The sequence below is a fragment of the Rhodococcus sp. IEGM 1305 genome, from assembly GCF_030058635.1.
Lineage (GTDB): Bacteria > Actinomycetota > Actinomycetes > Mycobacteriales > Mycobacteriaceae > Rhodococcus_F > Rhodococcus_F opacus_D.
In genome coordinates this window covers 62103-88193 of record NZ_JASHKX010000014.1, presented here as the reverse complement: position 1 = coordinate 88193, position 26091 = coordinate 62103, and the positions used below count along the sequence as shown (strand labels likewise).

The window sequence follows — 26091 nt, the reverse complement described above, 5'->3', positions numbered from 1 at the left end:
CGGTCAGGCGAGCACGGTGCCCAGGGTGGGCCACCAGATCGTGCTCTTGACGACGTTCGGCCCCACCTGGTGGTTCAGCGAGCCGTACACCGCCGCCACGACCAGACCGCTGCCGAGCCCGGCGACCGGCGGAGAGGAGACGACCGTGGGAACCGCGACGTTGTTCTGGTCCAGCTTCACGATGCCGCTGGCACCGGTGGCGAAGCTGTAGTAGACGACGTCGAGTTCGGCACCGGTCTGGTCGTTCGCGATGACGCCCGGTCCGCCGAAGAATCCGAAGCGGAACTGGTTGCTCATGTTGGTCGCCACGCCCGCGCCGTACAGCTGTCCGAGGACCGGACCGCCCTGCCCGGTGTCGGAGTACGCGGGGATCTGGAAGATCTGGCCCGGGAGGGCGATGTTCGTTGCCGCGGTGTCGGTCGGCGACGCGGCGAGTCGCTCGAGGGCGGCTTCGGCCTCGGGGTTACCGGCGGCGACGGTGCGCAGCTTCGCGATCGCGGTGGCCGGGTCGACGACGGGGGCGGAATCTGCGGGCTGCGCCGATACGACACCGGTGAACATCATCGTCGCTGCCACTGCAGCGGTCAGACCTGCCGCGACCCGTCGTCCGAAGTGCCGTCGATTCATTCTTCTTCTCCCTCGTCACGTCAATGGGTAAGCATTAGTTCGAATGAGTAAACACTCGAGCCCTTATCGACGCCGCGGTTCGCGGCGTTACGCCGCCCCCGGACCTATGCTGCAGACATGGGAGCGGACGGCGGGCACGAGGCGAGGATCAGTGAGTTTCGGGAGGGGCTCGCCGACGTGGTCCCCACGCGCCGAAGTCTGCAGCGACTGTTCGAGGCGGTCCTCGTGGTCGGTTCGGGACTCGAGCTGGATTCCACCCTGCAACGCATCGTCACTTCGGCCACGTCCCTGCTCGACGCCCGGTACGGCGCGCTCGGTGTCCACGCCCCCGACGGGGGGCTGTCGGAGTTCGTCTACGAGGGCATCACGCCGGAAGAGCGTGCGCACATGGGCCATCTGCCCGAAGGCCTCGGTCTGCTGGGACTGCTGATCCACGACCCCCGCCCGGTGCGCCTCGCCAACCTGGCCGATCACCCCGGGTCGATCGGCTTCCCGCCCGATCATCCACCGATGAAGAGCTTTCTGGGCATGCCGATCATGATGCGGGGCAAGGTTTTCGGGAGCATCTACCTCACCGAGAAACTCAGCGGACCCGAGTTCACCGACGAGGACGAGGTGATCCTGCGCGCGCTCGCGACCTCGGCAGGTGTGGCGGTGGAGAATTCGCGGCTGTTCGAGGAATCGCGGACGCGGGAGCGGTGGTTGACGGCCGTCGCGGCGATCACGTCCCGGCTGATGGTCGGCGGATCACTCGACGAAACACTCCACACACTCGCCGCCGAGGTACGCGAACTGTCCAGCGGCGACGAGGTCTTCATCGTCGTCACGCTCGGCGAGGGCGCGGTGGTCGGCGCGGACAGCACGGTGCGGCCGCTGCGCAACAGCTTCCGAATCGCCACCCAGGCCGAGCCGTTCGCCGAAGTGCTGCGCTCCCGCACTCCCGCACTGCTGACGGGTCTCGACGGTCTCGCACCGTTCTCCGCCGAGGCGGGCCGGGCCGCGGTGCTGCCGTTGTCGACGGCGTCGGGGGTCGGCGGGATCCTGGTGGTCACGGCGCGCGGCAACACCGCGTGGGATCCGGACGAGGTCGCCCGACTCGAATCGGTGGCCGACCTGGCTGCCGTCGCGGTGGAATTCTCCGATCAGCAGAGCAAGCAACGCCTGCTGTCGGTGCTCGCCGACCGCGACCGGATAGCGCGTGACCTGCACGACAACGTCATTCAGCGATTGTTCGCCACCGGCATGAGCCTGCAGAGCACGCACGCGGTCGGGGACGTCCCAGAGGGCGTGCGCTCCATCGTGGCCACCGCGGTCGAGCAACTCGATCGCACGGTGCGCGAGATCCGCACCACCATCTTCGATCTGCAGGCCACCGGGATTGCGTCCGCGACCAGTCTGCGCCGTCGTCTCCTCGACGTGATCGGCGACCTCACCTCCCAGTCACCGATCGCGCCGAACGTCCAGTTCTCGGGCGCCATCGACACTCTCGTGCCCAGCCGCATCCACCAGCACGCGGAGGCGGTGCTGCGGGAAGCCCTGAGCAATGCGCTGCGGCACGCGCGGGCCACCACCATCGACATCTCGGTGGCCGCCGGGGACGACCTCACCGTCACGGTCGCGGACGACGGCATCGGGATCGCCGACGGCGCCCGGCGCAGCGGACTGGACAACCTCGATCGGCGTGCCGAGCACTGCGGCGGCACCTGCACCGTCGACGCCGAGGGCGGCGGAACCGTCGTCACGTGGCGGGTTCCGTTGACGTGAGGAAGAAGTCAGCGCTGGTTGCGTAGTTCGGTGGCCAGCACGGCGGCCTGCGTGCGTCGTTGCATCCCGAGTTTCGACAACAGCCGTGACACATAGTTCTTGATCGTCTTCTCGGCGAGGAAGAGCCGCTCGGCGATCTCCCGGTTGGTGAGCCCCTCGCCGATCAATTCGAACACGGCGCGTTCCTGCTCGGACAGTTCCGCCAGGGGGTCTTCCCGGCGCGCGGACCTGATCCGGTTCATCAGCGCCGACGTCGCCCTGCTGTCGAGCAGCGAACCGCCCTCCCCCACCGTCCGCACGGCGGCGACCAGGTCGGTGCCGAGGATCTGTTTGAGGACGAATCCGGACGCGCCTGCCATGATGGCGTCGAACAGCGCCTCGTCGTCGGAGTACGACGTGAGCATCAGGCACCGCAGTTCGGGCAGGGACGTGCGGAGGTCCCGGCACAGTTCGACGCCGTTGCCGTCGGGCAACCGGACGTCGAGCACGGCGACGTCGGCGCCGCTGCCCGGGATCCGTGCCATCGCCTCGCCGACGGACGCAGCCTCCCCGACGACCTCGAGGTCGGGCACGCTGCCGAGTAGATCGACCAGGCCTCGTCGCACGATCTCGTGGTCGTCGACCAGGAACACCCGCGTGGTCATGTCTGCACCTCCACCGTCTTCTCCTCGAACCGTACCGCGCCGGCGACCGGTGCCCACCCCTCCGGGACCTCTCCCTCGCGCATTCGGGACCTTCGACCCCAGCGCCGGCGCCGCGGTGCGCGGGAGGCTGAGCCTGCGGGGGAACACCCGGACACGACAAGTGGAGGTCGCGATGAACAGCTGGTCGCTCAGTGACATCGAGGTGGTCTCCCGCGCCATCGTCTCGGCCCCGTCGGTCCACGACACCCAGCCGTGGGATCTTCGGCTCGACGGCGGGTGCGCGGAGGTCACGGAGCGTCGCGGTTTCACGGACACACCACGCGCCGACCGCGTGATCTCGTGCGGTGCGGGTGTCGCGAACGTGGAGCTCGCGCTGCGGGCGCTCGGCAAGAAGATCGAGACCGACCTGCTGCCCGATCCGCGCAGACGCGACCTCGTCGCCACCGTTCGGGCCGTGGGCACAGCTACCCCGTCCAGCACCGAGCTGAGGCTGTTCTCCGCGATGGCCCGCCGCCGGAGTCATCGAGAAGCGTTCGCCGACATACCGGTTCCCGCAGAAACCATCGCCGACATCGTCGCCGCGGCGGAGATAGAGGGCGTCCGCGCTCGGCTGCTCGCCGCGGACGAGGCGCCCGCGCTCGCCGACGTCCTTCTCTATTCCGCCGACCGGGTTCGGCAGGATCCCGGCCACCAGCGCGACCTCTTCCCGTGGACGTCGCACTGGCTGCCGCAGGGCGGTCACGAGTCGGTCGACGCGATCCGCCCCGTCGTCACCCGCGGCGTCCCCGACTCGGCACGGCTCGCCGCGGCCATCGAGAGCGAGACCGTCCTCGTGTTCGTATCGGACACGCAGGAGTCGATCGACCTGGTCCGCACCGGAATCGCGGTCGAACGAGCGTGGCTGACCGCCGTCGACGCCCGGCTGGGTGCCTCCATCCTCTCCCACCCGCTTCGCGTCGACGACTCGGCGCACCGGCTGGCACGCCGACTCGACATGCCGGGCCATCCCCAACTGATTCTGCGAATCGGCTACTGGGGCATGCGCAACTTCCGCCGCGGCGAACGCGCCGCGGCCCTCTAACGCACCTCGAAGACCAGCGGGTACCGCGACGCGGCGTCGTCGAGTTCGGGTGCCGGAGCCTCCTTCAGGAAGCGGTCGAACATTCCCGCCACGAGGTCGTTGGTCGTGTCGACCACCTCCTGGCGGGGAGCCGTGCCGAGGCTGAAGCCGGCGGGCACGTCCATTCCGGGAGGATCGGGGATCGCCTGCGGGACGTAGTGCTCGGCGTCGGTGAAGCTGAAGTGCCCGGTGTCCCGGAGTGCGTAGACCTTGCTCCAGGACCGGGGGGTCGCAAAATACTGTCCCCAGAACCTGTCCCGGCCTTCGGGGCTCTCGGCGTGACGCGAGTTGAGCACGCTGAGCAGTGGGGTGCCGGGATCCTGGGAAACGATCGGGCTCGCCGTGTTCGCGTACAGGAGCGCTCCGTCGACATTGACCCCGGCGTCCACCCGCGGATCGTCGAGGAGGACCTGGGTGGTCGTGGCTCCGCCGATCGAGTGACCGAACATCCCGATCCGTTCGGGATCGACGGCCTCGGAGAGGCCGTCCGGCAGCAGCCGGCCGATCCCGTCGGGGTCGTCACCGCGGGAGAGGGATTCGACGGTGTCGACGACGAAACTCGCGTCCTCCACCCGGGTGTCGAGCGCCTTCTTCTGGGTTTCCGCGGAGTACGGGTCGGTGATCTGCGACGTGACGACGCGGCCGTCCGGGAACACCGTCGCGAGGGCCTCACCCGTGTGGTCCATGCCGATCACCACGTAGCCGCGGCTCGCGAGATCCTCGGCGGCGATCGTGTACAGCGTCCGCGGCACATAGAAGCCCGGCGAGAAGAGGATCACGGGAAGCGAGCGGGTTCCGCCCGCGGCGAATCCGGCAGGATAGGTGACCGTCACCGGGATGGATCGCGCACGGCCCGGCGACCACGGATCGTCGCGATCGTGATCCACCAGTTCGAGTGTGCTGACACCGACGTTCGAATCGCTCGCAGGCAGGCGCAGCAGCGTGCCCGTATCGGCACTCGCCGTCGCCGGCTGGACCGAGGCCACTGCGCCGAAAACCACTGCGCCGGCGACCAGTCCCCGGAGTATGAGGGTTGCCTTCACTCGAACCTCCTCTGCGAAGTCGAGCGAAGGCTACCGCACAGTCGTGATCGGGGGCGCTAGCTTTCCGGCCGGACGATCATCACCGGGCAATCCGCGGTGTGGAGCAACGCATTGCTGGTGGAGCCCAGCAGCATTCCCTTGAAGCCACCCCGGCCGCGGCTGCCGACCACGATCAGCTGCGCCTTCTCGGCGAACTCGCTGAGCACCCGCACCGGACGGTCCCGCGCCACGATGCGTTCGACCGTCACGTCGGGATACCGCTCCTGGTATCCGGCGAGGCGCTCCGACAGCACCACCTCTTCACCCGTCTGGATGCTGCTCCACAGCGGGTCCTCCGGGCTGGCGCCGAGCGACGGCTGCACACTGACATCGCTCCACACATTGACCGCGACCAGGCTCGCACCGCGGGCGGCGGCCTGCTCGAACGCCACTTCCACCGCCGCCTTGCTGCTTTCCGAGCCGTCGACGCCGACCACGATCGGCCCCTCCGTGGGCGGCTGCCCGTCCATGGTGCGCCCCCGCACGACCACCAGCGGGCAATGGCCGTGCGCGGCGACCGCGGAGGTGGTGGAGCCGACCAGCAGACCGGTGAACTCACCGTGCCCGCGCGAACCGAGCACCACCATGTGCGCGTTCGCGGAGAGCTCGATAAGTGTCTGACTCACCTTGCCCTCGTGCTGTTCGGTGGTGATGTCGAGCGGCTCGTCCACCGTCTGCTTGGCATGCACCCGCGCACTGCCCAGCCGGGCCTTCGCCGTGTCCTCGAGTTCTTCCTTGAAACTCTCGGCCAGGTACGGCTCGGTGTAATAGAAGGCAGGAATGTGCACCACTGTCACGATGTGCAGCGGGAGCGACAGGGCGGCGGCGGCGCGAGCGGCCCACGCCACTGCGGCCGAGGCCGCCTCGGATCCGTCCACACCCACGACGATCGGCTTGATTCCGGTCATGGTCACCTTTCCTGATTCTTCCGGCTGGGCACTGCTGGGGTTTGCGGGGCTACCCGCAGATCTTGCGGAGCTTCTCGACCAGCGCGACTCGTCCCGCACGATCCGCGGCGAGCGGGGTGACGGTGAGCGTGGTGACCCCGGACTCGGCGAAGGCGGCCACCCGCTCCGCGATGTAGCTCTCCGGACCGATCAGCGACACGGCCCGCACCAGATCGTCCGGCACCGCGGCGGCGGCCTCGTCCTTCTTGCCCGACAGGTAGAGGTCCTGGATGGTCTCGGCTTCCTTCTCGTAGCCGTACCGGACCGCGAGGTCGTTGTAGAAATTCTTGCCCTTCGCGCCCATGCCGCCGATGTACAGCGCCAGGCCCGGGCGGACCCAGTCGAGCATGTGCTCGACGTCGTCGCCGATGGCGAGGGCGGGCGACGCGAAGACCTGCAGCTCACCGAGGCTCGGGTCGCGCTTCGCCTTGCCCTTGGCCAGCGGCTCGCCCCACACGCTCGCCGCCTTCTCCGGGTGGTAGAAGATGGGTTCCCAGCCTTCGGCGATCTCGGCGGTCAACTCCACGTTCTTCGGTCCGAGCGAGGCGATGACGATCGGGATGCGATCACGCACAGGGTGGTTGATGATCTTCAGCGGCTTGCCCAGCCCGGTGCCCTTCTCGGCGGGCAGCGGAATCTGGTAGTACTTGCCCTGGAACTCGACCTTCTCGCGGCGCCACACCTTGCGGCAGATCTCGACGACCTCGCGGGTGCGCCCGAGCGGGGCGTCGTACTTGACGCCGTGAAAGCCCTCGATCACCTGCGGGCCGGAGGCGCCGAGGCCCATCACGAAGCGTCCGTCCGACACGAAGTCGAGGCCGGCCGCCGTCATGGCGGTCAGGCTGGGCGTGCGGGTGTAGATCTGGAAGATGCCCGACGCAAGTTCGAGTGTCGTGGTCTTGGCGGCGAGGTAGCCGATCTGGCTCACCGCGTCGAACGAGTAGGCCTCGGGCACGAACGCGATGTCGAGCCCAGCTTTCTCCAGGTCGGCGACCTCGTCGACCGTCTCGGCGAAACCGCCGCTGTAGTTCAAGCCCATACCTATGCGCACGTCGTTCCCCAATCCTGGCGTTATCTGCAACCTGTTCCTGCGTCAACCCAGACACTACTGCGAACAATCGCGTCAGGGACGTGCAGGCCTCACGACGACTACCGGGCAATGCGCACCACCGACCAGGCTGTTACTGGTCGATCCGAGCAGCATCCCCTTGAATCCTCCGCGCCCCCGGCTGCCGACCACCAGCAGTTGCGCCTTCCTCGACCACTCGAGCAGTCGCGCCCGCGGATTGTCGATGTACACCTCCCGGGTGACCCGCACGTCGGGGTACTTCTCCTGCCAGCCGGCGAGGCTCTCGGCGAGAACGGCGTGTTCGTCCTCCTCGAGTCCCTGCGGCACCAGGGCCGCGGCCCGCGGGTCCTCGAACGCTTTCGGTCCGAGGTCACTCCAGACGTGGACGGCCACCAACGGCGCATTCCGCAGCGACGCCTCCTGGAAGGCCACCGAGATCGCCCGCTCACTGGTGGGGCTGCCGTCGACGCCGACCACGACGGGCCCTCCGGCGTGGGCGTCGCCGCGGACCACGACGACCGGGCAGTGCGCGTGGCTGGTGACGTTGATCGCCGTGTTCCCGAGCAGTGCGGTGGCGGCCGCTCCGGACCCGGACGCGCCGACGACCACGATCCGGGCGTTCTCGGACAGGTCGACGAGCCACTGGGCGCTGCTGCCGATCGACAGTTCGGTGTGGACGTCGATGATGGGATTGACCGCGAACGCCTGCTCCTGCGCTTCGGCGAGAATCGCCTTGCCGCTGGCCTCCACCCACTCGTACACGCCGCCCGAATCCATGTAGGGACCGCCGAACCCGTACGGGGCGAAGTCGAGTGCGTGGATGATCTTCAGGTTCAGTCCACGTTCGGTGGCCAGTTCGGCGGCCACCCGTACAGCGGACTTCGAGGTGTCCGATCCGTCGACACCGACGACGACGCTGTTGCGGTCCCGTGTGCTCATGACTTCACACTATCCCCGGCCTCCGTTTCGCGTCTGCCGCCCTTCGCCTTTCGACGAGGGACTTAAGTCCCCACCAACTCGGGCTCTCCGCCCGTAGCCGCGGGCCCCGACTTCGACGATGATGAGAAGGGGGGGCCTGTGCCCTATTCGAATTTTGCTGGGCCACTGCACTTTCCGACCGGATCCGCCTGAGCGACGTCGGTCACAAATTTGGTATTCGGAATGCGAATTAAAGTACGTTCGGGTCATGCAACTCACACAGTTCACCGACCTCGGACTGCGGGTGGTCATGCGACTGGCCGTCGCCGGGGAGGGCGAACGACCGGGAAGCCGGGCGATCGCCGAGGAACTGTCGGTGTCGTACACCCACGCCGCCAAGGTCATTACCCGGCTGGGTGAACTCGGCATCGTGGACGCACGCCGGGGACGCGCGGGCGGTCTGGCCATCACCGAACTCGGGCGCACCGCGTCCGTCGGCTGGCTCGCCCGCCGACTCGAAGGCGATGCGGAGGTCGTCGACTGCGACGGCGCCCAACCGTGCCCGCTGCGATCGGGCTGCCTGCTGCGGTCGGCGCTGCGACGCGCGCAGAACGCGTTCTTCGAGTCGCTGGACGCCCTCACCATCGAAGACCTCACCCGGTCCCCCACCGGAACCGTGCTGCTCACCCTCCCACGCGTAGCCGCCGCCACAACTTCCCAGATTTCTCGAACGATCGGAGAATGACATGCTCTCGCCCACCTCGACGGACGTCATCCGCACCACCCTGCCCGTGGTCGGCGCCGCGATCTCGGACATCACGACGCTGTTCTACCGCAAGATGTTCGACGCGCACCCCGAACTCGAACGTGACCTGTTCAACCGCGGAAATCAGAAGCAGGGCGAACAGCAGAAAGCGCTCGCCGGAGCCATCGCCGCGTTCGCGGCACTCCAACTCGAGCCCGATCAGGCGCGCGTCGACCTCATCCTGTCGAGGATCGCGAACAAGCACGCCTCACTGGGGATCGAGCCCGCGCAGTACGCGATCGTGCACACCCACCTGTTCGCGGCCATCGTCGAGGTCCTCGGTGACGCCGTCACTCCCGAGGTCGCTGCGGCCTGGGACGAGGTGTACTGGCTGATGGCGGAGACGCTGATCGCGATGGAGGCAGGCCTCTACGCCTCGGCGGGAGTGACGGTCGGCGACGTGTGGCGGGACGTGCGGGTCCGCGAGCGCCGCCACGAGTCCGCCGACACGGTGTCGTTCGTGCTGACGTCCCTCGACGGCTCGCCGCTTCCGTCGTTCGCTCCGGGGCAGTACCTGTCCGTGGCGGTGCACCTGCCGGACGGCGCGCGCCAGATCCGCCAGTACAGCCTGTCGTCGGCCCCGTCGCGCGGTGACTGGAGGATCTCGGTGAAGCGAGCGGGCGAGGTGTCGAACTTCCTGTACCAGAACGTCTTCGAAGACGACATCGTGACGGTGTCGACGCCGTTCGGGGATCTCGTCCTGCAGGACGACGACGCGCCGCTGCTGCTCGTGTCCGCGGGCATCGGGTGCACGCCGATGATCGGGATGCTCAGCCACCTCGCCGACACCGAGGACAGCCGACCGATCTCGGTGCTCCACGCCGACCGGTCCGCCAGCAGTCACGCGCACCGCGCGGAGCTGACCGAACTGGTGGAACGTCTGCCGTTCGCGGTGATGCACCGCTGGTACGAAGACCTGGGCGCCCGTCGGCCCGAGGGCAGCCTGCGCGAGGGACGCGCGGACCTCGGCGAGGTCGCGATCGCGCCCGGCACTCGCGCCTACCTGTGCGGTCCGTTGCCGTTCATGCTCGGAATGCGGGAGGCCCTCCTCGCGAAGGACGTGCCCGCCGAGAACATCCACTACGAGGTGTTCGGCCCCGACAGCTGGTCGGCCACCGTGTGAGAGCCACGGCGGCTTCGTTCACACCGGCCAGGTGTGGACGGGGCTGCCCTCACGCATGTTCTCCACGTACTGACGCAACATGGCGGCCAGGGCTTCCGGGCGGCTCAGACCGGCGTTCTCGTGCCGGACCACCTGCGCACGCTGCCACGACGCCCCCGTCTGCCGGGTGACGCACCGGCCCTCGATGACGCTGAGGTAGCGGTCGCGGGCCTTCGCGGACAGCCCGAACGCGGCGAGCCCCTCGTCGGCGATCGGCAGCAGCCGCCGCAGGACGAGCTCGTCGGCGCCCGCGAACCCCACACCGGGCCAGTACAACTCGGCGTCCATACCGTACTTGGCGCCCGCGTGCAGGTTCTCCTCGGCCGCGTTGAACGACATCTGCGACCAGACGGGCCGATCCGATTCGACGAGCCCGCGCAGCGCGCCGTAGTAGAACGCGGCGTTCGCCATCGTGTCGAGCACCGTCGGGCCCGCGGGCAGCACCCGGTTCTCGATCCGCAGGTGCGGCTTGCCGTCGTCGCTGTCGTACACCGGGCGGTTCCATCGGTAGATGGTGCCGTTGTGCATCTGCAGTTCGCTGAGGTCCGGTACCCGGCCCGCGTCGAGTTCGGCCGACGGGTCGACGTCGGAGACCTCCGGCAGCAGCGCCGGGAAGTATCGGGAGTTCTCCTCGAACAGGTCGAAGACCGACGTGATCCATCGTTCGCCGAACCACACACGCGGCCGCACACCCTGGTTCTTCAGCTCCAGCGGCCGCGTGTCGGTGGCCTGCTCGAAGATCGGGATGCGCGACTCGTGCCACAGCGCCTTGCCTGCCATGAACGGTGCATTCGCGGCGAGGGCCACCTGGGCACCGGCCAGGCACTGCGCGGCGTTCCAGTGCGCGGCGAATTCGTCCGGCGCGACGCGCAGGTGCAGCTGCAGCGACGTGCACGCGGCTTCCGGGAGCACCGAATTGGCGTCCACCTTCAGCTGTTCGGCGAGCCGGCCCTCGAGCGGCACACCCTCGAGGTCGAGTTCGATGTCCTCCCCGCGCGCGGCGAAGATCTGATCGTTGAGCTGCTCGTAGCGGGGATTCGCGGTGATCCACTCGCGACCAAGGTGCTCGAGTTGCAGCGTCGGGAGCATGCCCACCATCACCAGCTGGGCGTCGTGCCCGTGGATCCGCGCGTCGGCGACGTGCAGCGATGCCCGCAGCGTGCGTTCGAGCTCGAACGTCCCCTCACCGATCAGGGGACCCGGCCGGACGTTCATCTCGACGTTGAACTGACCGAGTTCGGTCTGGAACACGGCGTCGTCGTCGATCGACTCGAGGACTGCGAGATTGGACATCGCCGGCGTCATGTCGGCATGGACGAGATTGAACTCGATCTCCATGCCCAGCATGGGCCTCGGCGGGTCGACCTCGTCGACGAACGCTCCCTCCCGCAGCATCCTCTCGAGCGCGTCGACGCACATGAGCACCTTCTGCCGGAACAGGCGCCGGTCTTCTCGGGTGAATGTCCGAGACGTCACTTCGCGACCCATACCACTCCCCAACTGCGCGTCGAACTGCGCTCACGGGGGAGCATATCCGTTCATCCCGCGCGAAGGCGGGATGGCGGGCTAACCTCGAACCAGACGCTGGTGAGCGGAAGGACTTGAGATGACGCCTGATACCGACTCCAAGAAGAAACCAGAGTTCTCCGTGGGCACGCGCGTGAAAACGCGGCATTCGGCCGATCACGAACTGGCCGAGAAGAAGTGGCCCCTGGAGGCCGGCGTCATCGTCGACGATTTCGCCGGCGTCCAGGACATCAGCAACGATTCGTACGGCCGCGACTGGGCCGTCTCACGCCGCTGGGCGATCGCCCTCGACAGCGGACCACTCGTGTTCCGCAACGACGACGACCTCGAGCCGGAATAGGCCCTTACGCGTTGGCGCCTGCGTCGCCCCAGGTGACGGCCACGCCGCGGTCCTGCAGCCAGCGCCCCGGATCGACCTTGTTACCGCTCGCGTCGTGTACCTCGAAGTGCAGGTGCGGTCCGGTGGACTGGCCGCGGTTACCGACGTGGGCGATCTCCTGCCCGGCGGTGACGCGCTGCCCCACACTCACGGTGTAGTCGTTGACGTGTCCGTAGACGGTGACGGTGCCGTCGTCGTGCAGCAGACGCACCCACAGCCCGAAACCGGACGCCGCGCCGGCGTCGATGACCTGACCGTCGGCCGCCGCGAGCACCGAGGTGCCGATGGGCGCCGCGATGTCGATGCCGCCGTGGTGCGCTCCCCAGCGGGAACCGAAGTTGGAGGTCAGCTTGCCCGACACCGGCTGAACCGCGTGCGGCTTGACCGGGTTGACGGACGACAGCCACTGCTGCGCCTGAGCGCCGAGGTCCGGGCCGCCGAGATTCTGGGCGGCGGCACCGAGGTCTGCGGGCAGTTCGAAGCCGGCGGGAAGGACACCGGCCGGGATCTCGAACGGCACACCCGGCAGCGTCTGCGCGCCGCTCGTCTCGTGGGAGTCGACGGGGGCGGCAGCAGCGTTTCCGGCGCCCAGCTGGGCTGCGCCGACCACGATGGCTCCGGTGGCGGCCGCAACAGTCGCGGCCTTGATGCCCACACCCGCTCCGGTCTGCTGGTTGCGATGGCGTCCGCGCGCCGCGTCCGGATCGATCTCGAAGCGAACGGAAGACCCGTTTGCCCGGTGGTGGGAACCCACAGTAAATACCTCGTCAGTCGTCGGATTGCAGCTCTCCCCGTCCGGGGTGGGCTCCTCTGTCTGGCGACGAATGTAACAAAACGATATAGGTCCGCGCCACCGTTACCGAACGTTTATGTTCGGCGGTCCTCGAGTTCGGCCTTGAATGCGGCGTAGCGAGCGCGGTGCGGGGCACGCCGGCGAATCACCGCCCACGCGATCCCGAGCACGACGAACCATACCGGGGTGACGAGGAGAGCCTCGAGGGTGTCCGCCTCCTGGGTCAGCGCCCAGATGAGGAACACGAAGAACGCCAGGACGACCCAGCACATCACCACACCGCCGGGCATCTTGAAATTCGACGCCTCGTGCAGTTCGGGGCGACGCTTCCGGTACACGATGTAGCTGGCCAGGATCATCGTCCAGACGAACATGAACAGCACCGATGAGATTGTCGTCACAGTCGTGAACGCCTCGATGACGGAGTCGCCGGAGAACAGCAGCGCGATCGCCGACAGCAGGAAGGCGCACGAGAACATCAGCGCATTGGCCGGGACCTTGCGGGAGGAGAGCCTGCCGAGCCGGCCCGGCGCGTCACCCTCCTGCGCGAGGCCGTAGACCATCCGGGACGTCGAATAGATTCCCGAGTTCGCCGAGGACGCCGCGGACGTCAGCACCACGAACTGGATGACTCCGGCTGCGATCCCCAGACCGGCGAGGGTGAACATCGCCGTGAACGGGCTCTCGCCGGGGACGACCTCACGCCACGGCGTGACCGAGATGATCACGATCAGCGAGACCACGTAGAACAACAGGATGCGGATGGGGATGGAGTTGATGGCCTTCGGCAGGTTCTTCTCCGGGTCCTTCGCCTCGGCCGCGGTGGTGCCGACGAGCTCGATACCGACGAACGCAAAGACCGCGATCTGGAATCCGGCCACGAAGCCCATCGCCCCGGTCGGGAACATGCCGCCGTCGTTCCACAGGTTGTCGAAGCCGGCCTCCGACCCGTTGGGCGACGTGAAGTGCGTGAACACCATCACGAGCCCGACGACGATGAGGCTGACGATGGCGATGATCTTGATCAGCGCGAACCAGAACTCGGTCTCACCGAACGCCCGCACGGTCGGCAGGTTCAGCAGCAGCAGCGCCGCGATGGCGACCAGCGCCGGGATCCACAACTGGAGGTCGGGCCACCAGTACTGCACGTAACCGGAGATCGCGACGATGTCGGCGATGCCGGTGACGATCCAGCAGAACCAGTACGTCCAGCCGGTGAAGAACCCGGCCCAGGGGCCGAGCAGGTCGGCGGTGAAGTCGGAGAACGACTTGTAATGCAGGTTGGAGAGCAGCAGCTCGCCCATCGCCCGCATCACGAAGAACAGCATGAAGCCGATGATCATGTAGACGAAGATCACCGACGGTCCGGCCAGCGAGATCGTCTTCCCGGATCCCATGAAGAGACCCGTGCCGATTGCTCCGCCGATCGCGATCAGCTGGATGTGCCGGTTGGCGAGCTGCCTGGAGAGATGCGGCTCACCGGCCGGTCCCGTCCCTGAGCCATCACCCGGTTCCGATCCGATCGAGCCCGTCGAGGAAGTGCGGTCAGCCATGGAACACCTGCAACCCTTCTCAGTCCTTGCTGTCACCGTCCGAAAGCGTGGGTCACGTTACGCCGGGACCGTTCGCGAACCACGGTCGAGGACGGCATTCCGCATCGAGGGACTTGACAGAGGCCGAGTAGCTAAGGCTAACCTCAGTTCGTTACTTCGAGGCGAGGAGCCTGCACATGATCGAGGACCTGATCGAGATCGCGTACGCCCAGGGCGCAGTCACCTGCGTGGCTCAGGCCGCCGACGGCGTCGACGAGTACGAACTCGCACGGGTCGATTCGGTCGCGTCCAGCGTCACGGTCACGGTGCGGGCCGACGGCAAATTCGCGAAGGCCACCAGCGTCGAGGGCTACCTCAGTCTCGGGCAGGTCGTCCGGGCATGCGGACTCGACTACCGGCACGCCACGTCGAGCGCCCGCCAGTACATCCACTGATCAACTCAGGTGCTCCCCGAAGAAGCCGTCGATCCTCTTCCACGCGTCGGCGGCGGCTTCCGGGTCGGGCACCATCCCCGTGACCTTCGCCAGGGGACGCAGCACCTTCGGTCCGGCCAGTTCGTCGTTCAAGAACGTATGACCGGCAGTGGGGTACTCCTTCACATCGTGAGCCACGCCGGCCTTCGTCAGTGCCGCCTCCAACCTGGCCGCCGCATTCCGCAGAGCGAAGTCCTTGCCGCCGTAACTGGCGACCACCGGGCACGCACCCGCCACGGCCGCGTCGAGGTCGCGCGGCAGGACCCCGTAGTTCGGGGCCGCCGCATCGAACCCCGTGCGCAGGGTCATCAGGGCGAACCCGCCGCCCATGCAGAATCCGATGACACCGATCTTCCCCGTGCAGTCCGACGAGCCGGACAACCACTGACGGGCAGCCTCGATGTCGCCGTACGCCCGGCCCTTCCCCGAGAGCATCGCCCGCATCGTCGACACCAGACAGCGTCGCGCACCACCCGCACTGAACAGATCCGGCGCAACCGTCAGAAACCCCGCCGCGGCCAGCCTGTCCGCCTGCCGGCGCATCACGTCGTCCAAGCCGAACGCCTCGTGCACCATCACCACACCCGGCCACGGACCCTCACCGGACGGCCTCGCCAGATAACCGTGCAAGTTCAGCGAACCGTCGTGCCGCGCAGCGAGGTCGGTCAAGTCGATCTCGGACATGTGCGTCTCCCGTTCCGTCGTCACTTCCAGAACATCTGCGACAACCATGCCCTCCCCATCGCGAGCGCACCACCATTCCCGCTACACTCACCTCGGTGTGCGCCCCGCGCGTGCACCGCGCCTTCGTAGCTCAGGGGATAGAGCAACCCTCTCCTAAAGGGTAGGTCGCAGGTTCGAATCCTGCCGAGGGCACTCTCCTGCCTGCGGTAGTCCTCACTGCGCTCCGCTCCCGCAGCTTGGACGTGGTAACGCAGGTCACGCCGCAGGCGATACGCCAGGCAGGTCGGGACGACCCGAGGAGAGTCTCATGAACTGGGTGGACATCGACATCTTCCCGCCGCTGATTGCCAACCTGCTGCACCTGTTGGCCGCCCTGACGAACAATGGGACGGGATCATGATCGGCATATTGCCCGACCTGCCGTACATGGGATTGGACTGGGAGTTCTTCTTCCCGACCAATCTGTACATCGCCTTCATCAACTGGTGGAATCCTTTCTAGCGCACGGTAGCCCGGTCAGCGGGATCCGCGCAGACCGACATTCCGGGGATTCGGTTATTGCGGACCGTGGCTGACCTCGATCGTTCGTATCGTCGTCCCATGACCACTACCGAGAACCGCCCGGCCGCCCTGCACTCGTACTTCGCCTACCGTGACGCCCCGGTCGCTCTGCGCTGGCTGGAGCGCGCGTTCGGTTTCGAGACCACCCTCGAGTTCCCGGACGACAACGGCGGGATCATGCATTCCGAATTACGACGAGGCGACGCCGCCATCATGGTCTTCAGCGACGACGGCAACTACGACCGGCCTGCGCTCCGCGGCGAGACCGTCGGGCACGGTACGTATCTCAGCGTCGGCGGCGACAGCGAAGTCGACGAGCTCTACGCCACGGCGATCGAGGCCGGCGCCACCTCGGTCTGGGAACCCGCGAACACCCCATGGGGCAACTACCGGTGCCGGGTCCTCGACCTCGAGGGATTCGAGTGGACGTTCGGCACCCTGCGCCCGGGCGAGAGCAGTGCTGACTGGTCGGAGTGTGAATGACGGTGATACGGAACCGGATCGACGCGGCACCGCACCCCGTCGTCAGACGATCGCGAAGAGCCGCGCCGCGTTGTCGTGGCACACCGCTCGCAGCCACGGCTCGCCCAGGTCGAATCGGGTGAGTCCCTCGAGTGCGTCGAGGTAGGGATACGGGATGTTGGGGAAGTCGCTGCCGAACACGATGCGTTCCTGCAGATCCGCCAGCCGGTGCACCTGGTCGCGCGGAAACGGTGTGGCCGCTTCGGTGTAGTCCGTGAACGTCATCGTCGTGTCGAGATACACGTTGCCGTACTGGTCGGCCAAGTCCAGGAATTCCCGGTACTCCGGCAGACCCATGTGGGCGATGATCAGGTGCAGCCTCGGGTACCGCGACAGCAACTCGGCGATCGGGCCGGGGCCCGTGTAGGTGCCGGGCGCCGGCCCCGACCCGCAATGGATGACCACCGGGACACCCGACTCCTGCAGCACACCCCACACGGGGTCGAGGAGCGGATCGTTCGGCGAGTAATCGCCCACCTGGATGTGGGACTTGAAGACGCGCGTCCCCGACTCGACCGCCTCGGCGACATACGTGGCCGCGGACTCCTCCGGGTAGAACGTCGAGGTCCGCAGACAGTCGGGGGTCTGTTGGGCGAACTCGACCGACCACTGGTTCAGCCACGCGGCCATCTCCGGCTTGTGCGGGTAGATCATCGACGTGAACCGCCTGACACCGAACCCACGGAGGTGTTCGACGCGGACGTCCTCTTCGTGCCGGTAGTGGATGGGCCACTCACGTCCGGTGAGGGGACCGACTGCGTCGAAGTAACCCCACACCTTCTCCATCACGTTCGCGGGCATGAAGTGGGTGTGAACGTCGATGATGCCGGGCAGCCCCAGCGCACGCCAGAACTCCTGCACTCGCAGATCCTCGGACAACAGTCTTCTCCTCGACGCAGTGCCGGACGCAGACCCCGGCAGATCAGAACGGGGCCGACTCAGAACAGCGTGAACGCGTCCTCGGCCTCGGGGGTGGACGGCGCGACGACTGCCGGTGCAGGCGCGGGGGCAGAGACCGGCGCCGGCGCGAGCGCACCGGAGGCGACGGCGCGGGCCGCCTCGCCCGCGAGAACGTCGGCCATCTCGTTGTAGTGATTGCCGACGTGGCCGCGAACCCAGCGGAAACGCACGGGCCCGGGCCGTTCGCTGATGGCCCGGTCGATGGACTGCACCAGTGCGAGGTTCTTGACGGGGGCGCCACCCGCCGTCTTCCAGCCTTTGCGCTTCCAACCGGGCAGCCACTCCGACGCGCACTTGATGGCGTACTGGGAATCGGACTCGATCAGCAGCGGATCTTCCCCGGGATGCGCGATGATCGCTTCGAGCAAGGCCCGCAGCTCGGCGATCTGATTGGTCCCGGAGGGTTCGCCACCTGATTGGCTGGGACCCTCGTGATTGACCCATGCCCAGCCGATCGCCCCACCGGGGTTGCGGAGACAGGATCCGTCGGTACTCACGATGATCATGGCTGGGACTTTACGTGCGCGCTCCGACATCCGCCGGTAGCGGTCGCCTTCGGAGTGGATACGCTGCATTCGATGACGGTTTCGCTGGAGGTGGTCGAGACCACCGTGACCGCGCGGCGTCCCCTGGACGTCGCCATGTCGTTGCAGCCGCTGCAACGCGGCAAGGGCGACCCCTGCCACCGCCGGACGGCCGACGGCTCGATCTGGCGGACGTCGGTGCAGAAGTCGGGCCCGGTCACGTATCGCCTCACCCAGATCGACCGCCACTCGGTGCGCTGTCAGGCGTGGGGTGCGGGCGCCCACGAGTTGTCCGAGGGCCTGGGCCGCCTCGTCGGCGACCACGACGACTGCGCGGACTTCGCCCCCGACCATCCGATCCTCGTCGAGGCCCACCGCCGATTCCCGCACCTGCGCCTCGGCCGCACCGACCGGGTGATGGAGGCCCTCGTTCCCGCCATCCTCGAGCAGCGTGTGCACGGCCTCGCCGCGTTCGCGTCGTGGCGGCGGCTCGTGTGGAAGTTCGGCGAACCCGCGCCCGGTCCCGCCCCCGACGGGATGCGACTACCGCCGACCGCGGACGTGTGGCGGCGGGTTCCGTCGTGGGAATTCCACCGGGCCAACGTCGACCCCAGCCGGTCCCGGACGATCGTCCGCTGCGCGCAGGTCGCCGACCGGCTCGAGAAGATCGTCGACCTCCCCCGCAAGGAAGCGAATCGCCGGCTGATGTCCGTCCCCGGCGTCGGGATCTGGACGGCGGCCGAGGTGTCGCAGCGTGCGCTCGGCGATCCCGACGCCCTGTCGGTCGGCGATTATCACCTCGCCGCGGTGGTGGGGTGGTCGCTGCTCGGAAAGCCCCTCGACGACGCCGAGATGGTGGAGTACCTGGCTCCGCTGCAGCCGCACCGCTATCGCGCGGTGCGCCTGCTGGAGGTGAGCGGACAGGCCGTCAAACCCAAGTTCGGACCCCGGACGGCGCTCGTCGACCACACCTGGCACTGACCCGGGATCCGCGGAGACCACACACGCGCTCACCGGTACCCATGAACACCTGTTCAAGTGTTCATACGAGAAACTAGACTTCGAAGGATCAGCTGCCGGCCGGAGGAGACGCCGTGGAACCCGTGGCAATGCACATGAGCGACGGCCTGATCAATGCGCCGACCTCCCTGCTGTTCGTCGTCGTCGCGGTGGCGGGACTCTCGATCGCCGCGTGGCGCGCGCGCTCCGAACTCGACGAACGCACCGCCCCGATGGCCGGTCTCGTGGCGGCCTTCATCTTCGCGGTCCAGATGGTCAACTTCCCGATCCTTCCCGGTGTGAGCGGGCACCTCCTCGGCGGCGCGCTCGCCGCCATCCTCGTCGGCCCCTACACCGGCATGCTCTGCGTCTCGATCGTGCTGATCGTGCAGGCGCTGCTGTTCGCCGACGGTGGGCTGACGGCGCTCGGAGCGAACATCACCAACATGGCGATCATCGGGGTGGTCGTCGGCTACGGCGTCGCGGTGGCCCTGCGTCCACTCGTGGTGCGACAGCAGCGACTGCGCTTCCGCATCCTCGGTGCGCTCGCCTTCGCCGCGGCACTGTGCGGAACGGTGGTGGCGTCGATGGGCTTCGTCCTCGAATACGCGATCGGCGGTCATCCGACGTCCGGAGATTCGACGTCGCTGGGCGCGGTGGCGGCGTACATGCTCGGGGCGCACGTGCTGATCGGCATCGGCGAAGGCCTCATCACCGCCGTCACGGTGACGGCCGTGGCGAAGGCGCGCCCCGACCTCGTGTACCTGCTGCGGACGGCGCCCCGCCGAGTCGAGGTGCGAGCATGAGCACGTCGTCGCCGGTCTCGCTGCGCCGATTCCTCCTCGGCTTCGCGCTGGTGGCGTTGCTCGTCGCCGGCGCGGTCTCGTACCTCGCCAGCTCGAGTCCTGACGGTCTGGATTCCGCGACCACTCGCGGGTGCGAAACCGTGGAAACCGATACCGGGGAGACGCTCGAGGGTGACTGCATCGCCCAGAACGCGTCCGCCCACCCGTTGTCGGACTCGCCGCTCGCCGACTACACGGTGGGCGGCCGGTCGCATCTCACCGGGGTCGCGGGCGTGATCGGCGCGACCGCCACGTTCGTCGTCGCGGGTGGCCTGTTCTGGCTGCTCGCCCGCGTGCGGCGCAACCGAACGAGCCCCTGACCGTGGGAGCCGGCCACGCCCATCCGCTCTACCTCGACGGCACGTCCCCCGTGCACCGACTGCCGGCCGAGGTCGGGATCGTCTGCGCCGTCGTCTTCGTCTTCGCCGTGGTCGCGACGCCACGCGAGGCGTTCTGGGCGTTCGCCGGGTATCTCGCGATCCTGATCGTGATCTGGCGGATCGCCGGCATTGCGCTCACGTGGATCGGACCGCGGATGCTGATCGAGTTGCCATTCGTGACGCTCGCGCTTCTCCTGCCGTTCGCCGAGGGCGGTGCACGCGTCACCGTCCTCGGACTGTCGCTGTCGGTCGCGGGCCTCTACGCCGCCTGGGGCATTCTCGTGAAGGGCACGCTCGGCGTCCTGGTCTCGCTGACACTCGCCGCGACGACGCCGGCCCGGGACCTGCCGTTGGGTCTGGCGCGGCTGCGCGTGCCCGCGATGCTCACCACGATCGTGGTGCTGATGCTGCGCTACCTCGACCTGCTGACCGCCGAGGTCGAGCGGATGCGCACCGCCCGGCTCTCCCGCGGCGACGACCCCCGGACGTTCCGGCAGATCGGTGCCACCGCCCGGGGCGTCGGCGGCTTGTTCGTGCGGTCCTACGAGCGCGGCGAGCGCGTCCACCTGGCCATGCTGTCGCGGGGATTCACGGGTTCCGTTCCCACGATCGGCGCGCCCCCGGCGACCGCTGCGATGTGGCGGGCGGGGCTCGTGCCCGCCGTGTGCGCGGTGGGGATCTGTGTCACCGTGTGGGTGCTCCGATGACCGCGGCCGTACATCTCGAGGGCGTCTCGTTCGCGTATCCGGACGGCAGGGCCGCGCTGCACCGGATCGACCTCACGGTGGAACCCGGCGAGCGGGTGGCCGTCCTCGGTCCGAACGGGGCCGGGAAGACCACACTGATGTTGCACCTCAACGGCATTCTGACGGCCACCGAGGGCAGTGTCACCGTGGGCGGGCTGGAGCTGTCGCGGGGGGCGTCCCGGGACACGGTGCGGGAGGTCCGGCGCCGCGTCGGCATCGTCTTCCAGGACCCCGACGACCAGTTGTTCATGCCGACCGTCGCGCAGGACGTCGCGTTCGGTCCGGTCAACTTCGGGGTCACCGGGACCGCGCTCGACGAGCGGGTGCACGACGCGCTGACGGCCGTGGACATGACGGCACATTCGGACCGCAATCCCGCGCACCTCTCCGTGGGGCAGCGCCGCCGCGTCGCGCTGGCGACGGTCCTCGCGTGCGCCCCGGACGTCCTCGTGCTGGACGAGCCGTCGAGCAATCTCGACCCCGTCGCCCGACGCGAACTGGCCGACGTCCTCCTGGGTATCGACACCACGCAGCTGCTCGTCACGCACGACCTGCCGTACGCCGCCCAGTTGTGCACGCGCGCCGTGATCCTCGACGAGGGACACCTGGTGGCCGACGGTCCGATCCTGGAACTGCTCGGCGACCCCGCGCTGCTCGCCCAGCATCGTCTCGAGTTGCCCTGGGGTTTCCGGCTTCCCGCGACCGACCCTCATTCGCCCGGCGAACGATCCGTGACACCGCCGACCAGGTAGCCCACGATGGGGAGACGAAGCTTCGCCCGCACTCCCACCGGAGGTCAGCGATGTCCATACCCGAAGCCGACGCCGGGGCCGTGTCCCAGCGCATTTTCGACGCATCGCTCGGGGCGATCGACCTCCTCGCCGTCCATCTGGGCGACCGTCTCGGCTGGTACCGCAGTCTCGCGTCGGACGGTCCGGCGACCGCGGACCAACTGGCGGAACGCACCGCCACCCACCCGCGGTACGCGCGGGAATGGCTCGAACAGCAGGCCGTGTCGGGACTTCTCACGGTCGACGATTCGGAGCCACGGACGTTCACGCTTCCGGCCGGCGCCGCCGAAGTACTCACCGACGAGCAGAGTCTCAACTATCTTGCACCGCTGGCGCGGATCTTCGTCGCCGCGACCACGCAGATGCCCGCGTTGCTGGAGGCGTACCGCACGGGCGGCGGTGTGGGTTGGGCGCAGTACGGCACGGATGCCCGTGAGTCGCAGGCCGACATGAATCGGCCGTGGTACGAGCAGGTTCTTCCCGGTGCACTGGCATCGGTTCCCGAGGTGGATGCATTGCTCCGGACGCCCGGTGCCACCATCGCCGACGTCGGATGCGGCGGCGCCTGGTCCACGATCGCACTCGCGCGTGCCTACCCGGATGCCCGGCTCCACGGCTACGACATCGACACCGCGACCGTTGAACTCGCGAGGTCCAATGTGCGCGAGCGGCCGGACGTCGCCGATCGGATCACGATCACCGAATCGGATGCGGCCGGGATCCCCGAGAGCAGCTACACCGCCGCGTTCGCGTTCGAGTGCATCCACGACATGCCCGCGCCCGTCGACGTGCTGTCCGCGGTCCGCAAGGCACTGATTCCCGGTGGGGCGATGATCGTGATGGACGAGGCGGTGGACGACGAGTTCTCCGCCCCGGGAAGCGACATCGAGCGTCTGATGTACGGATTCAGCCTCACCGTGTGTCTTCCCGACGGCATGAACCACACACCCAGCGCGGGCACCGGAACGGTCATGCGCCCGAGCACATTGCGCGGCTACGCCGAGGCGGCCGGTTTCGGCACCATGGACGTCCTGCCGATCGAGGATTTCGCGTTCTTCCGGTTCTACCGGCTCACGGTGTAATCCCTGCACCGACACCCCGATACGCACGTATTTTGCGGAAAGGCCGAAAACTGGGGCATCCGAAGGGGGAAGATGTCTGCAGTAGGCAGGTTACGGACGCTTTCGCCGGTCGGGGCAACTGTGAAGCGCCAGGTCGAACCAGATTTGTCGTTTGTCATCCGCTACTACGCATGGGAAACACCATGAAACTGCATAGAGTGACAGCACCGGCAGCGCTGCTGATCGCCACCCTGTGTGTCGGAATGGGTACCGCGTATGCCGCCCCCACTCCCGCCGACCAGGCCGTCATCTCGCACACCAGCCTGAGCGCCGACGGCCGATCGGTCGGCACGGCACTCGACGCCGGGCACTTCACCCTGTCGCGGACGGCCGCCGCCGTCGACATCGTCAACGATTCGGGCACCCCGGTGGGCACGATCCCCCTGCGCTATTCGATCGCCGGTGTGCAGTTCGCGATCGATCCGGTCATCACCGACGCCGGCCGGTTCCTGAACCTGACACCCACGACGACCCCCGTCGCGGGAACCCTCGCCCTCACCCCGGTCGACAGGGATTCGGCGTACAACAACATGGTCGAGCAACTGCAGATCGGCTGGGACAACGGCGGCGGGACCGCGACCGCGATCGGCGCAGGCATCGGATTCGTCGTCGGGTGCGTCTTCCTCATCCTCGGCGGGTGCCTCCCCGGTGCCGCGGTGGGCGCAGCGATCGGCGCCGTCACGGGCATCAGCAACGCGAACCCCGCTGCGCCACCAGCGGTTTACGAATTCCTCGGAACCCCGTAGCGGGGCTTTCCGTCCGACTCCGAAGACGATTTCGGGAGGGCTATGGGTTAGTTCGCACACGGGGAGCATCACCGCGCACCCACATATGCATGTAGCCGTTCCGGTTTTCCAGCGAATATGGTCCACGCACAACGATGTTCGGTGCACTCAGGTGGGGACCGTGTTCGTCCTACGACATGGTGGGAATTTCCATGAAACTCTTGAAAACTCTGGCATTGTCCATATTCGTCATCTCCGCGATGGCCGTCGGGGCGGGCACTGCGTATGCCGATCCCGCACCTCAGGGAATCGACTGGTCGCAGCCGCTGATGACCCCGGCAGCCGACGGCGGCAGCAGCCAGGTGGCCGAACAGTTCTTCCCGGAGAACGAAGGGAAGCAGGACGCCTTCGACAAGATGACCAACGAGATCAATACCGGCTGGAACAACGCGGGCCTGCAGGGCATGGCGATCGGTTCCAACGTGGGCATGGCCATCGGGTGCGTGTCGATCTTCCCCAACTTCATTGCCGGCTGCATCGTCGGCGCAGTGGTCGGCACCATCGCCGGCGCCGTCATCGGCATCGGTGTGGGTAATCCCAACGCACAGCCGGCCGTAGAGCAGTTCTTCGCCACACCCTGAGCGAAGAGCGAGCTGCAGCCCCGGCCTCACTCGGGCCGGGGCTGCGGCGCGTCGTCAGCCGACGACGCCCTGGTCGCGCATCGTCGCGATATCTTGCGCCGACCAGCCCAGTTCACCGAGGATCCGATCGGTGTGCGCGCCGAGCGCGGGCACGTCGCCCATCCGCATCTCCACGTCGGAGAACGTCATCGGGGGCAGCATCGCCCTGATCGGCCCGGCCTCGGTGCCGATGTCACGCCAGCGGTCGCGCTGATCCAGCTGCGGATGCTCGATCAGCCCGCCCATGTCGTTGAGCTCCGCCGCCGGGATCCCGGAGTCCGCGAGCGCCTGGTCGAGAGCCGCGCTCGTGAAGCGTTGAGTCTCCTCGGCGACGAGGGCGTCCACCTCGGCGCGGTGCTGCACGCGCAGCATGTTGGTCGCGAACCGGGGATGGTCGGCGAGTTCGGGGCGTTTGAACACGTCGGTCACCAGTTGCCGCCACCCGCGGTCGTTCTGGACACCGATGAGGATCTGCCCGTCGAGGGTGGGGTACGAGTCGTACGGGACGATCGCCGCATGTCCGAGCCCGACGCGCGGGATCTGCTTGTCGGCGTACATCTTCATGTACATCGGGTGGCCCAGCCACTCGGCGGTCGCGTCGAACATCGACACGTCGATCCGCGCCCCCACCCCGGTTCGTGACCGCCGGAACAGGGCTCCGAGGACTGACGACATCGCGTACATTCCCGCCGCGATGTCGGAGACCGGAACACCCGTCTTGGTTGCGGTGTCGGGGGTGCCGGTCACCGAGATCATCCCCGTTTCGGCCTGGACCAGCATGTCGTACGCCTTGCGTTCGCGCCGCGGCCCCGCCGATCCGTAGCCCGACATGTTCACGACGATCAGTTCCTCGTGGTCGGCGCGCAACTCGTCGGCGCCGAACCCCAGACGGTCGGCGGCGTCGGGGGCGAGATTCTGGACGAAGACGTCGGCCTTCGCGATCAGCTTCGCGACGGTGTCCCGACCCACCTCGGACTTCAGGTCGACGCCGAGCGACTCCTTCGACCGATTCAGCCACACGAAGTGCGAGGCCTGCCCGAACACCGCGTCGTCGTAGTTGCGGGCGAAGTCTCCCTCACCGACGCGCTCGATCTTGATGACCCGCGCACCCATGTCCGCGAGATGGCGGGTGGCGAGCGGAGCGGCCACGGCCTGCTCGAGTGCCACGACGGTGATGCCGTCGAGCGGCAGCAGTCCGGGGTCGTTCTCCATGTCGGGATTCACCTTTCCTCTTCGGCACCCGGGTGATTGTGATAGTGCGTGGCCCCGATCGTGTGCAGCAGTTCGTGCACGGTGTCGTCGGTGAGCCGGTACCGCATCGATCGACCGTCCCGCGTCGCCGACACCCACCCCTGGTTGCGGAGCAGTCGCAGCGCGTGCGAGACGGCGGTCCCGGTCATGTCGAGTGCCGCGGCCAGGTCGCCGACGCAGATGTCGGGGGCGTGGTGTAGGCACAGCAGCAGTCGGAGGCGGTTGCCGTCGGACAGCAGTTCGAACCGGTTGGCCCAGCCGTCGATGTCGGGGGTGTGCAGTGCCGCCGCAGCACGCTGAACATCCTCGGGGTTCAGGGCGGGGGTGGCGGCCATCACGCCAGTCTACAAACGCCGCGAGGCCGCTCGGCCGGGCATCCATAGGCGATTCCTCACTGTCCGTTCGGCTCTGTGACTTTGTTTCCGCACTCACGCGGGTG

The 26091-nt window shown here is 67.8% G+C and carries 29 protein-coding genes and 1 tRNA gene; 16 read left to right on the top strand and 14 right to left on the bottom strand.

Annotated elements, in window-relative coordinates:
• Positions 1–3: 3 nt before the first annotated feature.
• A complete protein-coding gene (locus tag QM693_RS20460) occupies positions 4–627 on the bottom strand; it encodes a hypothetical protein (protein WP_009474921.1) in 624 nt (207 codons plus the stop codon).
• A 117-nt stretch (positions 628–744) separates the two neighbouring features.
• Between QM693_RS20460 and QM693_RS20455 the strand changes: the two genes are divergently transcribed.
• Positions 745–2391, top strand: coding sequence for a sensor histidine kinase (locus QM693_RS20455; protein WP_283353283.1), 1647 nt, complete (start codon positions 745–747; stop codon positions 2389–2391).
• Between the two features lie 8 nt (positions 2392–2399).
• Here the strand turns inward: QM693_RS20455 and QM693_RS20450 are convergent, their stop codons facing one another.
• Complete coding sequence (locus tag QM693_RS20450) at positions 2400–3035, bottom strand: response regulator transcription factor (protein ID WP_283336329.1); 636 nt, start codon at positions 3033–3035, stop codon at positions 2400–2402.
• 172 nt (positions 3036–3207) lie between these two features.
• Here QM693_RS20450 and QM693_RS20445 point away from each other — a divergent pair, with 172 nt between their 5' ends.
• Positions 3208–4116, top strand: coding sequence for a nitroreductase family protein (locus QM693_RS20445; protein ID WP_283353282.1), 909 nt, complete (start codon positions 3208–3210; stop codon positions 4114–4116).
• On the opposite strand, the gene QM693_RS20440 is transcribed toward QM693_RS20445, so the two are convergent.
• The 4 genes from QM693_RS20440 to QM693_RS20425 all read right to left on the bottom strand — a co-directional run bounded on the left by QM693_RS20440 (position 4113) and on the right by QM693_RS20425 (position 8192).
• Positions 4113–5198: an alpha/beta hydrolase family protein gene (locus tag QM693_RS20440; protein WP_283353281.1), complete on the bottom strand. Its 1086-nt coding sequence runs from the start codon at positions 5196–5198 to the stop codon at positions 4113–4115. The two genes, QM693_RS20445 and QM693_RS20440, sit on opposite strands and share 4 nt — an antisense overlap.
• Positions 5199–5254: 56 nt before the next feature.
• Positions 5255–6145 carry a universal stress protein gene (locus QM693_RS20435; RefSeq protein WP_280780359.1) on the bottom strand — a complete coding sequence of 297 codons (891 nt, stop codon included), beginning with the start codon at positions 6143–6145 and terminating at the stop codon, positions 5255–5257.
• Positions 6146–6194: 49 nt separating this feature from the next.
• Positions 6195–7235 (bottom strand): LLM class F420-dependent oxidoreductase, encoded by a 1041-nt coding sequence (locus tag QM693_RS20430; RefSeq protein ID WP_283353280.1) that lies wholly within the window; start codon positions 7233–7235, stop codon positions 6195–6197.
• 72 nt (positions 7236–7307) lie between these two features.
• Entirely contained in the window at positions 7308–8192 is an 885-nt protein-coding gene (locus tag QM693_RS20425) for a universal stress protein (protein ID WP_271212723.1), read from the bottom strand.
• A gap of 247 nt (positions 8193–8439) precedes the next feature.
• On the opposite strand from QM693_RS20425, the gene QM693_RS20420 reads away from it, so the two are divergent.
• Together QM693_RS20420 and QM693_RS20415 are read left to right on the top strand one after the other, a co-directional pair.
• Complete coding sequence (locus QM693_RS20420) at positions 8440–8916, top strand: RrF2 family transcriptional regulator (protein ID WP_280780360.1); 477 nt, start codon at positions 8440–8442, stop codon at positions 8914–8916.
• A gap of 1 nt (position 8917) precedes the next feature.
• Entirely contained in the window at positions 8918–10099 is a 1182-nt protein-coding gene (locus tag QM693_RS20415) for a globin domain-containing protein (RefSeq protein WP_283353279.1), read from the top strand.
• Between the two features lie 18 nt (positions 10100–10117).
• Here the strand turns inward: QM693_RS20415 and QM693_RS20410 are convergent, their stop codons facing one another.
• Positions 10118–11626 carry a glutamate-cysteine ligase family protein gene (locus QM693_RS20410; RefSeq protein WP_005254223.1) on the bottom strand — a complete coding sequence of 503 codons (1509 nt, stop codon included), beginning with the start codon at positions 11624–11626 and terminating at the stop codon, positions 10118–10120.
• A 118-nt stretch (positions 11627–11744) separates the two neighbouring features.
• Here QM693_RS20410 and QM693_RS20405 point away from each other — a divergent pair, with 118 nt between their 5' ends.
• A complete protein-coding gene (locus QM693_RS20405; RefSeq protein WP_005251602.1) occupies positions 11745–12005 on the top strand; it encodes a hypothetical protein in 261 nt (86 codons plus the stop codon).
• A gap of 4 nt (positions 12006–12009) precedes the next feature.
• On the opposite strand, the gene QM693_RS20400 is transcribed toward QM693_RS20405, so the two are convergent.
• Together QM693_RS20400 and cycA are read right to left on the bottom strand one after the other, a co-directional pair.
• Positions 12010–12798 carry a M23 family metallopeptidase gene (locus QM693_RS20400; protein ID WP_283336319.1) on the bottom strand — a complete coding sequence of 263 codons (789 nt, stop codon included), beginning with the start codon at positions 12796–12798 and terminating at the stop codon, positions 12010–12012.
• Between the two features lie 113 nt (positions 12799–12911).
• Entirely contained in the window at positions 12912–14390 is a 1479-nt protein-coding gene (cycA, locus tag QM693_RS20395) for a D-serine/D-alanine/glycine transporter (RefSeq protein ID WP_283353278.1), read from the bottom strand.
• A 176-nt stretch (positions 14391–14566) separates the two neighbouring features.
• On the opposite strand from cycA, the gene QM693_RS20390 reads away from it, so the two are divergent.
• A complete protein-coding gene (locus QM693_RS20390; protein WP_105415257.1) occupies positions 14567–14824 on the top strand; it encodes a hypothetical protein in 258 nt (85 codons plus the stop codon).
• Here QM693_RS20390 and QM693_RS20385 read toward each other — a convergent pair whose 3' ends face one another.
• Positions 14825–15595: a dienelactone hydrolase family protein gene (locus tag QM693_RS20385; RefSeq protein WP_283353277.1), complete on the bottom strand. Its 771-nt coding sequence runs from the start codon at positions 15593–15595 to the stop codon at positions 14825–14827. It abuts the gene before it with no gap.
• A 71-nt stretch (positions 15596–15666) separates the two neighbouring features.
• Between QM693_RS20385 and QM693_RS20380 the strand changes: the two genes are divergently transcribed.
• Positions 15667–15739, top strand: a tRNA-Arg gene (locus QM693_RS20380).
• Positions 15740–16147: 408 nt separating this feature from the next.
• Entirely contained in the window at positions 16148–16591 is a 444-nt protein-coding gene (locus QM693_RS20375; protein WP_283353276.1) for a VOC family protein, read from the top strand.
• A gap of 42 nt (positions 16592–16633) precedes the next feature.
• On the opposite strand, the gene QM693_RS20370 is transcribed toward QM693_RS20375, so the two are convergent.
• Positions 16634–17509, bottom strand: a complete 876-nt coding sequence (locus tag QM693_RS20370) for an amidohydrolase family protein (RefSeq protein ID WP_283336311.1) — start codon at positions 17507–17509, stop codon at positions 16634–16636.
• Positions 17510–17568: 59 nt separating this feature from the next.
• The gene (locus QM693_RS20365) at positions 17569–18096 is read right to left on the bottom strand and encodes a ribonuclease H family protein (protein WP_283353275.1); all 528 of its coding nucleotides are present in this window, start codon (positions 18094–18096) and stop codon (positions 17569–17571) included.
• A gap of 72 nt (positions 18097–18168) precedes the next feature.
• On the opposite strand from QM693_RS20365, the gene QM693_RS20360 reads away from it, so the two are divergent.
• The 8 genes from QM693_RS20360 (at position 18169) to QM693_RS20325 (ending at position 24362) form a co-directional block, all read left to right on the top strand.
• Complete coding sequence (locus QM693_RS20360) at positions 18169–19095, top strand: DNA-3-methyladenine glycosylase family protein (RefSeq protein ID WP_283336308.1); 927 nt, start codon at positions 18169–18171, stop codon at positions 19093–19095.
• Positions 19096–19223: 128 nt separating this feature from the next.
• Complete coding sequence (locus tag QM693_RS20355; RefSeq protein WP_283353311.1) at positions 19224–19919, top strand: energy-coupling factor ABC transporter permease; 696 nt, start codon at positions 19224–19226, stop codon at positions 19917–19919.
• Entirely contained in the window at positions 19916–20278 is a 363-nt protein-coding gene (locus QM693_RS20350) for a PDGLE domain-containing protein (protein ID WP_283353274.1), read from the top strand. Before QM693_RS20355 ends, QM693_RS20350 begins: the two co-directional genes overlap by 4 nt.
• Before the next feature lie 2 nt (positions 20279–20280).
• A complete protein-coding gene (cbiQ, locus tag QM693_RS20345) occupies positions 20281–21045 on the top strand; it encodes a cobalt ECF transporter T component CbiQ (protein WP_105415374.1) in 765 nt (254 codons plus the stop codon).
• Positions 21042–21836 carry an energy-coupling factor ABC transporter ATP-binding protein gene (locus tag QM693_RS20340; protein WP_283353273.1) on the top strand — a complete coding sequence of 265 codons (795 nt, stop codon included), beginning with the start codon at positions 21042–21044 and terminating at the stop codon, positions 21834–21836. Before cbiQ ends, QM693_RS20340 begins: the two co-directional genes overlap by 4 nt.
• Before the next feature lie 50 nt (positions 21837–21886).
• Entirely contained in the window at positions 21887–22957 is a 1071-nt protein-coding gene (locus QM693_RS20335) for a methyltransferase domain-containing protein (protein WP_283353272.1), read from the top strand.
• A gap of 182 nt (positions 22958–23139) precedes the next feature.
• Positions 23140–23742 carry a DUF8020 domain-containing protein gene (locus tag QM693_RS20330; RefSeq protein WP_349307511.1) on the top strand — a complete coding sequence of 201 codons (603 nt, stop codon included), beginning with the start codon at positions 23140–23142 and terminating at the stop codon, positions 23740–23742.
• Between the two features lie 191 nt (positions 23743–23933).
• Entirely contained in the window at positions 23934–24362 is a 429-nt protein-coding gene (locus tag QM693_RS20325) for a hypothetical protein (RefSeq protein WP_280780373.1), read from the top strand.
• Between the two features lie 54 nt (positions 24363–24416).
• On the opposite strand, the gene QM693_RS20320 is transcribed toward QM693_RS20325, so the two are convergent.
• Both QM693_RS20320 and QM693_RS20315 read right to left on the bottom strand, forming a co-directional pair.
• Positions 24417–25613, bottom strand: coding sequence for a CaiB/BaiF CoA transferase family protein (locus tag QM693_RS20320; RefSeq protein ID WP_283353270.1), 1197 nt, complete (start codon positions 25611–25613; stop codon positions 24417–24419).
• Positions 25614–25621: 8 nt separating this feature from the next.
• Entirely contained in the window at positions 25622–25987 is a 366-nt protein-coding gene (locus tag QM693_RS20315; protein ID WP_280780375.1) for an ArsR/SmtB family transcription factor, read from the bottom strand.
• Positions 25988–26091: the final 104 nt, after the last annotated feature.